The organism is Faecalibacterium sp. IP-1-18 (assembly GCF_023347355.1).
Classification (GTDB): domain Bacteria; phylum Bacillota; class Clostridia; order Oscillospirales; family Ruminococcaceae; genus Faecalibacterium; species Faecalibacterium prausnitzii.
In genome coordinates, this window is the sequence record NZ_CP094472.1 from 1,522,090 (window position 1) to 1,535,495 (window position 13,406).

General features: G+C 57.2%; 13 protein-coding genes. 11 read left to right on the plus strand and 2 right to left on the minus strand.

What is annotated here, in order from left to right; genetic code table 11:
- Window positions 1–11 precede the first annotated feature (11 nt).
- From mltG to MTP43_RS07235, 5 genes are all read left to right on the plus strand, one after another.
- The gene (gene mltG / locus MTP43_RS07215; RefSeq protein ID WP_015538467.1) at window positions 12–1,154 is read left to right on the plus strand and encodes an endolytic transglycosylase MltG; all 1,143 of its coding nucleotides are present in this window, start codon (window positions 12–14) and stop codon (window positions 1,152–1,154) included.
- A gap of 78 nt (window positions 1,155–1,232) precedes the next feature.
- On the plus strand, window positions 1,233–2,456 hold the full coding sequence (locus tag MTP43_RS07220) for a peptidase U32 family protein (RefSeq protein WP_015538468.1): 1,224 nt from the start codon (window positions 1,233–1,235) through the stop codon (window positions 2,454–2,456).
- Window positions 2,457–2,484: 28 nt separating this feature from the next.
- Window positions 2,485–3,240, plus strand: a complete 756-nt coding sequence (locus MTP43_RS07225) for a heparan-alpha-glucosaminide N-acetyltransferase (RefSeq protein ID WP_223451580.1) — start codon at window positions 2,485–2,487, stop codon at window positions 3,238–3,240.
- A gap of 207 nt (window positions 3,241–3,447) precedes the next feature.
- Entirely contained in the window at window positions 3,448–3,870 is a 423-nt protein-coding gene (locus MTP43_RS07230) for a flavodoxin (RefSeq protein ID WP_015538469.1), read from the plus strand.
- 57 nt (window positions 3,871–3,927) lie between these two features.
- The gene (locus tag MTP43_RS07235) at window positions 3,928–4,086 is read left to right on the plus strand and encodes a hypothetical protein (RefSeq protein ID WP_015538470.1); all 159 of its coding nucleotides are present in this window, start codon (window positions 3,928–3,930) and stop codon (window positions 4,084–4,086) included.
- A 74-nt stretch (window positions 4,087–4,160) separates the two neighbouring features.
- Here the strand turns inward: MTP43_RS07235 and MTP43_RS07240 are convergent, their stop codons facing one another.
- The gene (locus MTP43_RS07240) at window positions 4,161–4,775 is read right to left on the minus strand and encodes an HAD family hydrolase (protein WP_015538471.1); all 615 of its coding nucleotides are present in this window, start codon (window positions 4,773–4,775) and stop codon (window positions 4,161–4,163) included.
- Between the two features lie 134 nt (window positions 4,776–4,909).
- Between MTP43_RS07240 and MTP43_RS07245 the strand changes: the two genes are divergently transcribed.
- From MTP43_RS07245 to tsf, 4 genes are all read left to right on the plus strand, one after another.
- The gene (locus MTP43_RS07245) at window positions 4,910–5,203 is read left to right on the plus strand and encodes a PRC-barrel domain-containing protein (RefSeq protein WP_005926053.1); all 294 of its coding nucleotides are present in this window, start codon (window positions 4,910–4,912) and stop codon (window positions 5,201–5,203) included.
- A 156-nt stretch (window positions 5,204–5,359) separates the two neighbouring features.
- Window positions 5,360–7,297 carry an LTA synthase family protein gene (locus MTP43_RS07250; protein WP_015538472.1) on the plus strand — a complete coding sequence of 646 codons (1,938 nt, stop codon included), beginning with the start codon at window positions 5,360–5,362 and terminating at the stop codon, window positions 7,295–7,297.
- 201 nt (window positions 7,298–7,498) lie between these two features.
- Window positions 7,499–8,221 carry a 30S ribosomal protein S2 gene (rpsB, locus tag MTP43_RS07255; RefSeq protein WP_015538473.1) on the plus strand — a complete coding sequence of 241 codons (723 nt, stop codon included), beginning with the start codon at window positions 7,499–7,501 and terminating at the stop codon, window positions 8,219–8,221.
- A gap of 48 nt (window positions 8,222–8,269) precedes the next feature.
- A complete protein-coding gene (gene tsf, locus MTP43_RS07260; RefSeq protein WP_112089849.1) occupies window positions 8,270–9,193 on the plus strand; it encodes a translation elongation factor Ts in 924 nt (307 codons plus the stop codon).
- A gap of 129 nt (window positions 9,194–9,322) precedes the next feature.
- On the opposite strand, the gene MTP43_RS07265 is transcribed toward tsf, so the two are convergent.
- On the minus strand, window positions 9,323–11,275 hold the full coding sequence (locus MTP43_RS07265) for a glycerophosphodiester phosphodiesterase family protein (protein ID WP_242983879.1): 1,953 nt from the start codon (window positions 11,273–11,275) through the stop codon (window positions 9,323–9,325).
- A 370-nt stretch (window positions 11,276–11,645) separates the two neighbouring features.
- On the opposite strand from MTP43_RS07265, the gene MTP43_RS07270 reads away from it, so the two are divergent.
- Together MTP43_RS07270 and MTP43_RS07275 are read left to right on the plus strand one after the other, a co-directional pair.
- The gene (locus MTP43_RS07270) at window positions 11,646–12,965 is read left to right on the plus strand and encodes a carboxyl transferase domain-containing protein (protein ID WP_113621044.1); all 1,320 of its coding nucleotides are present in this window, start codon (window positions 11,646–11,648) and stop codon (window positions 12,963–12,965) included.
- Window positions 12,966–13,016: 51 nt separating this feature from the next.
- On the plus strand, window positions 13,017–13,394 hold the full coding sequence (locus MTP43_RS07275; protein ID WP_005926031.1) for a biotin/lipoyl-containing protein: 378 nt from the start codon (window positions 13,017–13,019) through the stop codon (window positions 13,392–13,394).
- Window positions 13,395–13,406: the final 12 nt, after the last annotated feature.

Below are 13,406 nucleotides of genomic sequence, written 5' to 3' on the forward strand. Positions count from 1 at the left end.
GGAAGGTGCGTATGGCACACAACGATACACACGCAGCCCGCAAAAAGGGCGGCGCAGGCAAAATTCTGCTGGTGGTGCTTCTGCTGCTCCTTCTGGCAGTAGGTGCAGCGGTGCACTTTGCCTACAATGAGATCCACGGCAATGGTGCACCCGGCAGCACAGAGGTGACCGTAAGCATCCCGCAGGGCAGCGGCGTAGCGGCGATCGCCAACAAGCTGAAGGAGGCGGGCGTCATCCGCTCTGCCTACCTGTTTCGCTGGTATGTGGGACAAAAGGGCGCTGCCGCAAAGCTGCAGTACGGCGATTTTGTCTTGCAGACCAGTGCGATTTCCTACGACGCGATCATTGCCACCCTTTCCCAGTACGCCAAGGCAGAAACGGTGCGGGTGACCATCCCGGAGGGCACCACGGCCATTGCCATCGCCCAAAAGATGGAATCCGCCGGTCTGTGCACCGCCGAGGAGTTTTTGAAGGAAGCCAACGAGGGCGATTTCAGCGCTTATACCTTCTGGCAGTATGTCCCGGAGGATAAGGAGGCCCCGAACCGCTTTATGAAGTGTGAGGGCTATCTTTTCCCGGAGACCTACGAGTTTTTGAAGGATGATACGGTGCATAACTATGTAGCTACCTTCTACGCCCAGTTCGATGCACAATTTACCAAGGAAATGTACGCAGCGCTCAAAAAGCAGGGAATGACCCTGCCGGAGCTTGTCACCCTTGCCTCCTTTGTGCAGGAGGAAGCGGGCAACAGTCAGGACTCCAACGTGGCGCAGGTGTTCCGCAATCGTCTGGCAGAGGGCTCGCCCTACCCCCGGCTGCAAAGCAACACCTCCAGCCATATCCAGAGCGACGCCGACAACAACTATCTCTGGAACTGGGTCGCGCCCTACTACGACGGCTGGGACAATATCCCGGAAAATATCCTTACAGCCTACGACACTTACAGCTGTATCGGCCTGCCCGCAGGCCCCATCTCGAACCCCGGCCTTGCCGCCATCAAGGCAGCGCTGGAGCCGCAGCCCGATGAGGAAGCCAAGGACGCTTACTTCTTTGTGACCGACCTCAAGGGCAATTACTACTACGCCCACACGCTGGCAGAGCACAATGCCAACTGCAAAACTGCCGCAGCTGTGAACAAAAGCCTGAAAAACTGAGGAAAGGCCGCTGCACCGTTTTTTGTGCGGCGGCCCCTTTCCGGCTAAAACTGTGATACATAAGAGAGGAACCTACAAATGTTACAGATCCCGGAACTGCTTGCCCCGGCGGGCGATGCGGAACGTCTGCGTTATGCCATCAACTACGGTGCCGATGCCGTTTACTGCGGCCTGCCGGAGTTCGGTATGCGCTCGGCTCCGGCCAATTTCACCCCGGAGCAGCTGACGGAAAGCGTCATCTACGCCCATGCCCGCGGCCGCAAGGTCTACCTGACCATGAACACCCTGCCCACCAACGAGGAGGCCGACCGTCTGCCGGAGGCCATCAAGGAGGCTGCCAAGGCCGGTGTGGATGCCTTTATTGTGGCAGACCTTGGTGTGCTGGATGCCTGCAAGACCTTTGCCCCGGACATTGACGTGCATCTTTCCACCCAGACCGGCATCACCAACTGGGCAGCCGCCCGCGCCGCCTACAAAATGGGCGCAAAGCGGGTGGTGCTGGCCCGGGAGATGACCTTGCAGGATATTGCCATCCTGCGCGATAAGACTCCACCGGAATTGGAGATCGAGGCCTTTGTGCACGGTGCGATGTGCATGAGCGTGTCCGGCCGGTGTCTGTTGTCCAACTATATGGCCGGGCGCGACGCCAACCGCGGCCAGTGCGCCCAGCCCTGCCGCTGGAAGTATTACCTGAGCGAGGAGACCCGCCCCGGCCAGCTGTACGAGATCGGCGAAAACGAGAACGGCAGCTACATCCTTAACGCCAACGATCTGTGCACCGCGCCCTTCATTGACCTGATCTGCAAGGCGGGCGTGGACAGCCTGAAGATCGAAGGCCGTGCCAAGACCTTCTACTATGTGGCCAGTGTTACCGTTGCCTACCGCAAGGCACTGGACGCCTATCTGGCCGACCCGGCAAACGATAACTTTGAACTGCCGCCGGAGGTGTACGCAGAGCTTACCCGCACCAGCCACCGGCACTACTCTCCGGGCTTCTATTTCGGCCGCGAGCAGGCCAAACAGGCCACCGACAGCGCTACCTATATCCGCGAGTGGGAGTTCGTGGGTACGGTGGACAGCTGGGAAAATGGCATCGCCCACTGCCAGCAGCGCGGCAAATGGAGCCTTGGGGATACGCTGGAGGCACTGTGCCCGGACGGACGCAGCATCCCGCTTACCCCGGAATGGATTGAAAACGAAACAGGGGAGCGGGTGGAAAGCACTCCTCACGCCATGGAAAAATACACCATGCCCACCCCGGAGCTGCCGCCCATGAGCCTGCTGCGCCGGAAAACGGTGTAACAGCGTGACAAAAAAGAAGGAATCCGACGTGAAGTATAGTGACACTTCTGGCCGCTACGCCCTTCTGGACGAACTGCGCGGGTTGGATCTGGTCAGTATGATGCTCTATCACGGCTGCTGGGATCTGGTCAATCTCTTCGGTATTCAGGCCGACTGGTATTATGGTCTGCCCGGGCATCTGTGGCAGCAGAGCATCTGTTGGGTGTTTATTCTGTTGTCCGGCTTCTGTGTGCAACTGGGGCATCATACCTTGCGCCGGGGCGCACAGGTGTTTGGGGCAGGGGCGCTTGTCACGGCAGTCACGCTGCTTTTTATGCCGGAGGACAGAGTTATCTTTGGTGTGCTGACCCTGCTGGGCAGCGCTATGCTGCTGACCGGCCTTTTGGAAAAGCCACTGCGGCACATTCCACCCGCAGCAGGGTTTGCTATCTCCGCAGTGTTGTTTGCTCTTACCCGCAATGTCTCGGCAGGCTATCTGGGTTTTGGAAGCCTGCGCCTTTGGCTGCCGCAGACACTGTATGCAAACTGCGTTACAGCGTACTTTGGCTTTTATCCGTGGTGGTTCTATTCTACGGATTATTTTGCCCTTCTGCCGTGGCTGTTTCTGTTCTGGGCGGGGTACTTTCTCTACGACGTTGTAGGGCGGCAGCGCATGGAGCCCTTGCGCCGCTCGGTCTGCCCGCCGCTTGGCTGGCTTGGGCGGCACTCGCTGCTGTTGTATCTGCTGCACCAGCCGGTCATCTACGGGGTGCTGTTGGTAGTTTTCCGCGTATTAGGCGGCTGAAATACACGCTTCATGCACTTTTGAGAAAGGCGGGATTGTTGCACCGTGCAAACATTGCACGAACGTCTTGACAAGCAGGGCAGGGCTGTGGTATCCTGTTGACGGTTAGAAGATACTAACCGCAAAATGCGTCATGAAACACGGACGCATTTTTACAGAACATGAAGTTATTCTAAACTAACTACGCAGAGAAAGAGGTAGAGTTTTATGAGCAAAGTAGCAATCGTATTCTGGAGCGCCACCGGCAACACCGAGACCATGGCAAACTGCATCGCCGAGGGCGCAGGCGCCAACGGCACCATCGTACCCTGCGCCGAGATGACCCCCGCAAAGTTGGCAGAGTTTGACGTTGTGGCCTTTGGCTGCCCGGCTATGGGTGCAGAGCAGCTGGAGGAGAGCGAGTTCGAGCCTATGTTTGCTGCGCTGGAAGGCTCTCTGAACGGCAAAAAGATCGCACTGTTCGGCTCCTACGGCTGGGGTGACGGTCAGTGGATGCGCGATTGGGCGCAGCGCGCACAGGACGACGGCGCACAGCTGTTCAGCGAGGAAGGCCTCATCTGCAACGAAACGCCCGATGATGATGTGCAGGCCGCCTGCCGTAAGCTGGGCGCAGATCTGGCTGCTTGGTAAAACCCATGTATAAACTCTTGCTCCATAGGGCAACCTATGGACAAAGAGGTGATAAACATGGAAAACATCGGCGTGACCTGTGATGTCTGCGCGTGCTGCCACAACGTGGACGGCTGCAAATGTGATCTGCCGCAGATCAAGGTGACGGAGCAGTGCAGCTGCACCACCCAGCAGGTGGAGACCCCGCACTACTGCCAGAGCTACGAGGAAAAGTAAGTTCCCCACCAACGCACAGCAGCCCCTGCCGGAGAAACCTTTCCGGCAGGGGCTGCTGTTTGTTATATGAACATTCAGCGCAGCGCCACGTTACAGGTGGCAAGGCTGCGGATCAGCGTACCAACGCTGTCCTTCATCTGGATGCCGGCAAAGCCCAGCGCAAAGGCGGCCTGCACGTTTTCCAGTCTGTCGTCGATAAATATGCATTCGCTGGCCTTCAGCTGATACTTTTTCAACAAAGCCTTGTAGATCTGCGGGTCAGGCTTATTCACCTGTACCTCGCAGGAGGCTACACCGCCGTCAAACTGAGCCAGTACGCCGCGCTCGGTCAGCAGCTCCAGCACATCCTGCGGGATGTTGCTCAGGTAATACACGCAATAGCCGTGGTTCTTCAGCCGCCGCACCAGCTCCAGCATCCGCAGACGCGGGCGCAGAATGTGCATCCAGTCGTCCAGAACGCCCTGCACCTCAAAGGCACAGCCCTCGGCACGGGCGTGCTCCAGCATTCGCTGGTTGCCGTCATAGCGGGAAAGTTTGCCTGCGTCCAGCAACTGCCACTCCTCGCTGCCAAAGGTCAGGTCGTAAACTTTCTCTTCCATTTCGGCGTTGCACAGCCGGTCTACAAGGTATGCCTTGGGGTCAAAATCCACCAGTACACCGCCGATATCAAAAATAATGCTTTTATACATAAATACTGCCTCGCTTGTATTGGATGTTTTCCAGATATTTTCCATAGTATACCACAACCGGGCGGGTGCTTTCCACCCCTTTGGCATAGAAAATGCCGCCCCGGCGTATGCTGTGACAGAAAGGGGAGAGCGCCATGACGATCCGGGAACTTTGTGAGAAGGAGGTCGTTCAGCTGGAGCAGGGGATGTGCCTTGGCCGCGCGGACGATCTGGAGCTTGACCCCGCAACGGCGCAGCTGCAAAGCTTGATTTTGCTGGGCAGACCGCGGCTTTTTGGCCTGCTGGGCCGGGACGAGAGCCTGACCATCCCGTGGCAGGAGATCGAGACCATCGGCACAGACGCAATTCTGGTGCATACTGCTGTGCCAAAAGCACCGGCAGCACCTCACGGCTTCTGGCAGCAGCTGCGGGCAAAGCTTGGTCTGTGAAAAATAGGGGAATATTTTGAAAAATAAAACTGTAATTTTTGTAAAATCATGAATGGACATTTTCGGCGAAATGACTATAATAGGCACGAAAGGCTTGTGCAAATAGCAAAGCCACTTTGGAAATAGGGTTCGGGACGTGGAAAGGGGATATCGACTATGAAAACATCCAAACCGCTGTTGACCCTGCGGATGCTCTTCCCGGCGGCAGCTTCCTTTATTGTGCTGCTGCTGGGTGAGTGGATCGCGCGCGGGTCACTGACCGCTGATACCTTTATCAGCTTTATTTTCCCCCATTTCGGGGCGTATCTGCTGGCATGGCTGCTGCTGTTTCTGGTGTGGGAGCTGCTGGACTGGGTGCTGCGCATCCCGCCGCTTGCTACGCTGGGCATGGCCGTTTTGGGCTGTGCGCCCTGCGCAGTAAACTTCTATACCATGCAGCTGCGGGGTGAGCCCTTTCTGCCGTGGGACCTGATGCAGGTGTCCGAAGCCGCCGGTGTGGCCTCTGCTGCCGGGCTCAAGCTGCAGACCAGCATGGTGGTCTCCATTGTGCTGGTGCTGGCACTGACGGTGGCAAGCTTCTTTGTTTACCGCGGGCGGCTGCGCCAGCGCTGGCTGCCAAGGCTTGCGGGCACCGGTGCCTCGGCAGCGGCGCTGTGTCTGCTGATCTTCGGCGTTTATTTACAGCCTGCAGTCACGCAGGTTTTGGGCATCACGCCGGATGCGTGGATGCAGGACCGCTACTACCGTTACTACGGTGTGCTTACCGGTTTTATGACCAACCTCACCAATTTGGAGATCGCCAAGCCCGAGGGCTACTCGGAGCAGGCAGTGGACGATATTCTGGATAACGTGGCCGAGAGTGAGAAATTCTCCACCGGCCCCATGTATGCAGGCAGCTATGCCGCCACTACCCCCAAGGAGGAGCAGGCAAAGCAGCCTACCATTATTTATGTAATGGATGAATCCTACTGGGATGTTTCGGAGCTGGAGCAGTGCGGCATTACCTTTGATACCGATGTATCGCAGAACCTTCACGCTCTGCAGCAGACCAGCGCTTACGGCAGGGCGTACAGCCCCAGCTTTGGCGGCGGCACCTGTGATGTGGAGTTTGAAGCTCTGACCGGCTACTCCGTGTCCTTCCTGCCCAGCGGCAGCAAACCCTACCAGCAGCACGTCACAAAGCCCATGTTCGCCCTGCCCAATTACCTCAAGCTCAAGGGCTACCAGACCGCTGCGGTGCACTGCTTCTGGGCAAAATACTGGAGCCGCGATAAGGCCTACCCCAACCTCGGCTTCAGCGATTTTATCAGTCTGGAGGATATGCACGGTGTGACCAAGGTGCGCAAGCACTACTGGACCAGCGGCCTTGTGACCGATGACTCCATGGCCGACCAGATCATTCAGCAGTACGAAAAGATGAGCACTTCCTCTGATAAGCCCATCTTCCTGCACGCGGTCACCATGCAGAACCATACCAATTATAATAGGGATAACTACCCGGACGACGAGCGGGTACACGTTGTATCTCATCCGGTGGGGCTCAAGAGCAGCACCGTGGGCGCGCTGGAAGATTTTGCTACCGGCATCCGGGATGCAGACGCCATGCTGGGCAAGCTGACAGCGTATTTCTCTCAGGTGGACGAGCCGGTCATTCTGGTATTCTGGGGCGACCACTATAACCCCATTGATTCCAACTACGATGTCTACACCACCACCGGCTACGCAAGCGGCTCCAGCACCGACCCCCGTCTGCACCAGACCACGCTGCTGATGTGGTCGAATTACAGCCAGCAGCAGGTGGACTTTGGCACCATTGCCGCCTACGATATCTCCCCGGTGATGATGGAACTGTTCGGGCTGGAGCAGCCGCTGTACTTCCAGTTCCTCAACCGGCAGCTGCGGGTCGCCAGCCGCAGCTGCACCCGCGGCACCACCATGAATCTGGATGGCACCACCACCCAGCAGCCCACGGAGTTCCAGCAGCGCTGGACAAACGAGCACTGGATGCTGCAATACGACCTGATGTTCGGCAAGGGATACGCCCTCAACCGTATGGGTGTTGCAGGTTTGAGCGGGATGAATACGGGCAAATAAGAGAAAAAGTAAGCATTTCTTTATACAAAACAGAGAAAACCACTTGCAACCGCATTCTTTTTGTGCTATTATAACAAAGCATTACACACGCATCACTATGCCCTTTTGTGCCCTTTTGGGTTGAGGGCAGTCCGCCGGTACCCGATGTACCGTGCAGATCACGGTGTGCGGAGGCAAAACAATATCTGGAGGTATTTTATTATGGCAGTCGTTTCTATGAAGCAGCTTCTCGAGGCAGGTGTGCACTTCGGTCACCAGACCCGCCGCTGGAACCCCAAGATGGCTAAGTACATCTTCACCGAGCGCAATGGTATCTATATCATTGACCTGCAGAAGACCGTGAAGAAGCTGGACGAGGCTTACAACTATGTGAAGGAAGTTGCAGCTGAGGGCGGCGACATCCTGTTCGTTGGCACCAAGAAGCAGGCTCAGGAGTCCATCCGTGACGAGGCTCTGCGCTGCGGCATGCACTACGTCAACGCTCGTTGGCTGGGCGGCATGATGACCAACTTCCGCACCATCCGTAAGCGTATCGACCGTATGGATCAGCTGGCTAAGATGAAGGAGAACGGCACCTTCGAGCTGCTGCCCAAGAAGGAAGTAGCTAAGCTGGAGCTGGAGATGGAGAAGCTGGACAAGTACCTGGGCGGCGTCAAGAACATGAAGACCCTGCCGAAGGCTATGTTTATCGTCGATCCTCACAAGGAGCGCATCGCTGTTGCTGAGGCCCGCAAGCTGAACATCCCCATCGTTGCTATTGTTGATACCAACTGCAACCCCGATGAGATCGACTACGTGATCCCCGGCAACGACGACGCTATCCGCGCTGTCAAGCTGATCGCCGGCGCTATGGCTGACGCTGTGCTGGAAGGCAAGCAGGGCAACCAGGAGGCCGCTCCCGCCGAGGACGCAGCAAACGCCTGATTTCCCATTCCGCAACCAATCAAATAACGTGTAAGGGAGAAAACAAAAATGGCTATTTCTGCAAAGGACGTTATGGAACTGCGCAAGCAGACCGACTGCGGCATGATGGAGTGCAAGAAGGCTCTGACCGAGGCTGACGGCAACTTCGAGAAGGCAATCGAGATCCTGCGCGAGCGTGGTCTGGCTACCGCCGCCAAGAAGGCAAGCCGCGTTGCTGCCGAGGGTATGGTCTACGCTGACTACTGCCCCGCCTGCAAGGTCGGTGTTGTCATCGAGGTCAACGCTGAGACCGACTTCGTTGCCAAGAACGACAAGTTCGTTGACTTCGTCAAGGAGGCCACCAAGGTCATCATGAAGCAGAACCCCGCTGATGTCGAGGCTCTGATGGCTTGCAAGACCGAGGCTGGCGAGACTGTTGACGAGGCTCTGAAGAACCTGATCCTGGTCATCAAGGAGAACATCAAGGTTCGCCGCTTCACCCGTTACGAGGGCGTCTGCTCTGCATACGTCCACGGCGGCGGCACCCACGGCATTCTGGTCAACTTCGAGACCACCAACGACATCGATGCAAAGGACGAGTTCGTTGCTTACGGCAAGGACATCGCTATGCAGGTCGCTGCTGCTAACCCCGGCTACGTTGACGAGGCTTCTGTCCCCGCCGAGGTCGTGGCTAAGGAGAAGGAGATCATGCTGGCTCAGATGGCTCAGGATCCCAAGACCGCTAACAAGCCTGAGGCTGTGAAGGAGAAGATGATCGAGGGCAAGATCAAGAAGTTCTTCAAGGAGAACTGCCTGGTCGATCAGGAGTTCGTCAAGGATGGCGACCTGACCGTTGCTCAGTACACCGCTAAGGTCGCTAAGGACCTGGGCGGCGAGATCAAGATTGTCAAGTTCGCCCGCTTTGTCAAGGGCGAGGGTCTGGAGAAGCGTGCTGACGACTTCGCATCTGAAGTTGCAAGCATGGTGAAGTAATTTAAACTTCCAAAGACAAAAGGGGAGCCGCAGTACCTGTAACAGGGGTCTGCGGCTCCTTTTTTATGTTTATGAAAATACAAATACCGGGCAGCCCGCAGCCTGCCCGGTATTACTGTATAAATCTTCTTACGCTTCGTCCAAAACCTCTTCGGGATCCTCAATAGCATCCTCGATGGTTTCCTCCACCTCCATCGCTTCTTCAGCGTCCGGGGCGGCAAGCAACTCCTGAATCTGATCCCGCAGCCAGAGCAGACGGTTGTCCAGTGCCTTGTCCCGTGCCAGCAGCGGCGCAATGATCTCGGGCTTGTCAGTGATCAGGTCATCCACACCCAGCTGCAGCAGCTTTTCCGCATCCTGCTGGCGGTTGATGGTCCATGCAGAGATGGTCTTACCCCGCAGATGGATCTGCTGCACCATACCGGCGGTGATAAAGGTGGATTCCACACTGAAAAAGTCTGCGGCAGGCAGGTCGTAGTAGGTGCCAACGCCCAGCGCCAGAATATACCCTGTGGTAATGTCCGGGTCCAGCTCCTTTACCTTGCACAGGGTCTCGTAGCTTTGAGAGGTGACCACGCAGTCCGCGCCGTAGTCGTATGCGTGGATCAGCCGCACCGTTTCGGCCTCCAATGTCGGCGTAAAGGTGCTGGGCTTGATCTCGATGTTCAGCTCAGTCTTGCCCTTGCACAGCGCCAGAACCTCTTCCAGCGTAGGAATATAGGAGCCCGTAAACTGCCGATGGAACCAGCGCCCGGCATCCAGCTGCTGCACCTGCGCATAGGGCAGGTCGTAGATGTTGGCGTTGCAGCCGGTGCACCGGCGCAAACTGGTGTCGTGGGTCACCACAGCTACGCCGTCAGCGGTCATCTGCACGTCCAGCTCAATGCGGGGGCTGCCGTGCTCCAGCGCGGTCTCAAAGGCGACCATGGTATTTTCTGGAGCACGGGAAGAATAGCCCCGGTGGTAGGTGATCACCGGATCGGAAAGACCCAGCACGCTTTGCAGCGGCTGTGTTTGCGGGAAAAGCAGATATACCGCCGCTACGCCGCAGGTGACCAGCGCGGCGCAGGCCATCATTCCTGCCAGCACCGTCTGTTCGCGGTGCGGAGCAGGGGATGCACTGCAAATGATCGGCTGCGCTGCATCGGACTGCCGGGTCACTTCATACAGTGCCTCTGTAAGGGTGCTCTGCGCCGCCGTCATGGCACAGTCCATGAGCATACAAAGGAACGGCAACTCGATCAGCAGTGCAGCGCGGGAAAGCGCCAGCAGGGCAGCAGTGCTGGCAAAGCCGACACCAAGGATGACACAATAGAACAGTAAAGCCCCGCACAGAAGCATCAGCCCGGTGCGCACGGCAGCGGTCAGCATCCAGCGTAGTGACAGCGCAAGCAGCTGCCCGGCGCGGCCGCGCAAAACCCGCAGGCTCTCTGCAAATGCACAGCCAAAGCTTTTGCGCTCCAGCAGAAATTTTGGCAGCACCACAAGCCCGTCCAACAGCAGTGCCAGCACAAAAAGCACCGCCAATGCAAACAGCAAGCGGTTGGCAGCGCGCGCCTTCAGCAGCCCCCAGAGATATTCCGGCACGGCAAACTGGGTCAGATGATTCGCGGCAAGAAAAAAGTTCGTCAGCGGGATCAGGGCAGCGCCATACAGCAGCAGTGGAAGATTCTGCGGCAGAAACACCCGCACAAGGCTGCAAAAGGCATCCCGGAACACCGCACCCACCCGCAGCGGCTCACCGTGCCGCACCCGCGTCAATAGCTGCAGCATCGCGGCAACCTCGTATAGGCTCCAGAAGGCTGCCAGCACCGCCAGCACGACGATGCACCCGATGATGGCAGGGGAGGCAAAGGTGCGGGAAGCGGTCTTGTTGTTGAGGTATTGTATGGGCGCAAACCGCAGTGTCAGCGCCCAGATCAGCTGCAGCGCCGGTACGAACAAGAAGTTTGTCAGCACCTTATAAAACAACAGAAAAAGCAGAAACACCCGCCCCTTTGACGAAAGCAGGGAACGAGCGGCAGCGTGCAGAGAACGGTAGGTCTGCTCCTGCTGCTGGAACTTTACGGAAATTCGCTTCAAGATAGCTTCAACCTCTTTTGCATATTTGACGGGCTTTTCGTGTGCGCTATATAGGTACAGTTTGGCAGATTGCCCGGAAATATATGATTTTTTAATATAGTGTAACATAAACGCAACGGAAAGAAAACGCAGCAGACGGGTGCAGTTTTGCCAAAAAAACCGGGAAAATTTCTACACCCACAAAATGGGCGTGTGATAGCATTTGTCCAGATAAAACGTGCAAAACGATGAATCGTTAAAAATTTGAGTATCTATAAGTGACGGATGTTGAATCGCATGGAATTTTATAGAATCCCTTGCATTTTTTTGCCAGCTTCTGTATAATGAATATAATTTTGAAAGCTCACACAGACAACCAGGAGGTCTAATTATGGCTTCAAAGATCAATAAGGGAGAAATCCTCGCCAAGTTCTTCGATGACGGGGAGTACACTGCGCTGTTTGCTGATGGTGCAGTGAGCGCTGCCTGCGGCTATGCTGCAGGTCAGCAGGCTTACGCCGTTTATCAGAATGGCGAGGCTGTCACCGTAAAGGATGTTGAAAAGAACATCAAGGTTCTGGAAATGGCTGCACAGACCGGCTGCCCGGTGGTCACCTTCTATAACTCGGTTGGTGCAAAGCTGGCCGAGGGTCTGGACGTGCTGACCGCCAGCGCAAAGCTGAATGCACAGATCGCAAAGGTCTCCGGTGTTGTTCCGCAGGTGGCCGTTGTTCTGGGTGTCTGCGGCGGCACCAGCGCTCTGAGCGCTGCCAACGCAGACGTCTGCATCATGGCCGAGGGCGCAGAGCTGTTCTTCACCGCTCCGTTCACCTCCGCAGCCAAGGGCGATAAGGTCGCCGACGCAGGCAGCGCCGCTGCTGCCGCCAAGGCAGGCGTAGCTTCCATCGTGGCTACCGATGCCGCAGAGGCTGCTGAAAAGGCTGCTCACATCGTGGGTCTGCTGCCCGCCAACAACCTGACCGGCCCGGCAATCTTCGAGTTCGAGCAGCCCACCGCTGTTCTGGCCGTCGGTGCCGAGCCCGCAAAGGCTGCTGCCGCTGTGATCGATAAGGACAGCGCTGTGGAGCTGTACGCAGGCTTTGGTAAGTCTGTTTACACCGCATTTGCAACCATCGGCGGCAACGCCGTGGGCGTTGTGGCAACCGGCAAGCAGCTGTGCCACAACTGCGTAGCCAAGGCTTCCCGCTTTGTGCGCCTGTGCGATGCCTTCAGCGTGCCTGTGGTCACCATCGTGGATACCGAGGGCTTTGTGCCCAGCGTTACCGATGACGTGGCTGGCGGCATCCGCGAGGCTGCCCGTCTGGCCGCTACCTACGCCGATGCTACCACCGCAAAGGTGGCAGTGCTGGCAGGCAAGGCTGTGGGCCCTGTGTACACCACTCTGGCTGCTGCCGACCTGCGCATTGCTGTGACCGGCTGCACCGTCAGCGCACTGGAGCCCAGCGCCGCTGTCAGCGTGTTGTATAAGGATGAGATCGATGCTTCCGACAACATCATTGCCGCCACCAAGGCTAAGACTGCTGCCTACACCGCTGAGGTGTGCAGCGCTGCCAGCGCAGTGGCCGCCGGTGCTGCCGATATGAGCTGTGATGCCGCTAATGTGCGTGCTAGCGTTGTGGCTGCACTGGAGCTGCTGAGCACCAAGCGCGCTGCCCGCCTGCCCAAGAAGCATGGCAATATGGCCCTGTAAGCGTCCGAATGTAAGTTAATTGAGTTCGATTTTGAATTGGAGGATCCTTCCATGAAGTACTACAATATTACTGTCAATGGTGTTGCTTACAGCGTTTCCGTTGAGGAAACTGCCGCAGGCGCTGCTCCTGTTGCCGCTGCTCCCGCAGCACCCGTCGCACCCAAGGCCGCTCCCGCTCCTGCAGCTGCTCCTAAGGCAGCCGCCGGTGCAGCCGGTGCTGTTGCCGTCAAGGCTCCCATGCCCGGCAACATTCTGGATGTCAAGGTCGCTGCCGGTGCTTCTGTCAAGGCCGGCGACGTGCTGGTCATCCTCGAGGCCATGAAGATGGAGAACGAGATCGTTGCTCCGCAGGATGGCACTGTGGCTTCCATCAACGTGAACAAGGGCGATACCGTCAACTCCGGTGACGTTCTGGTTTCCATGAACTAAGGAAGAGGTGAC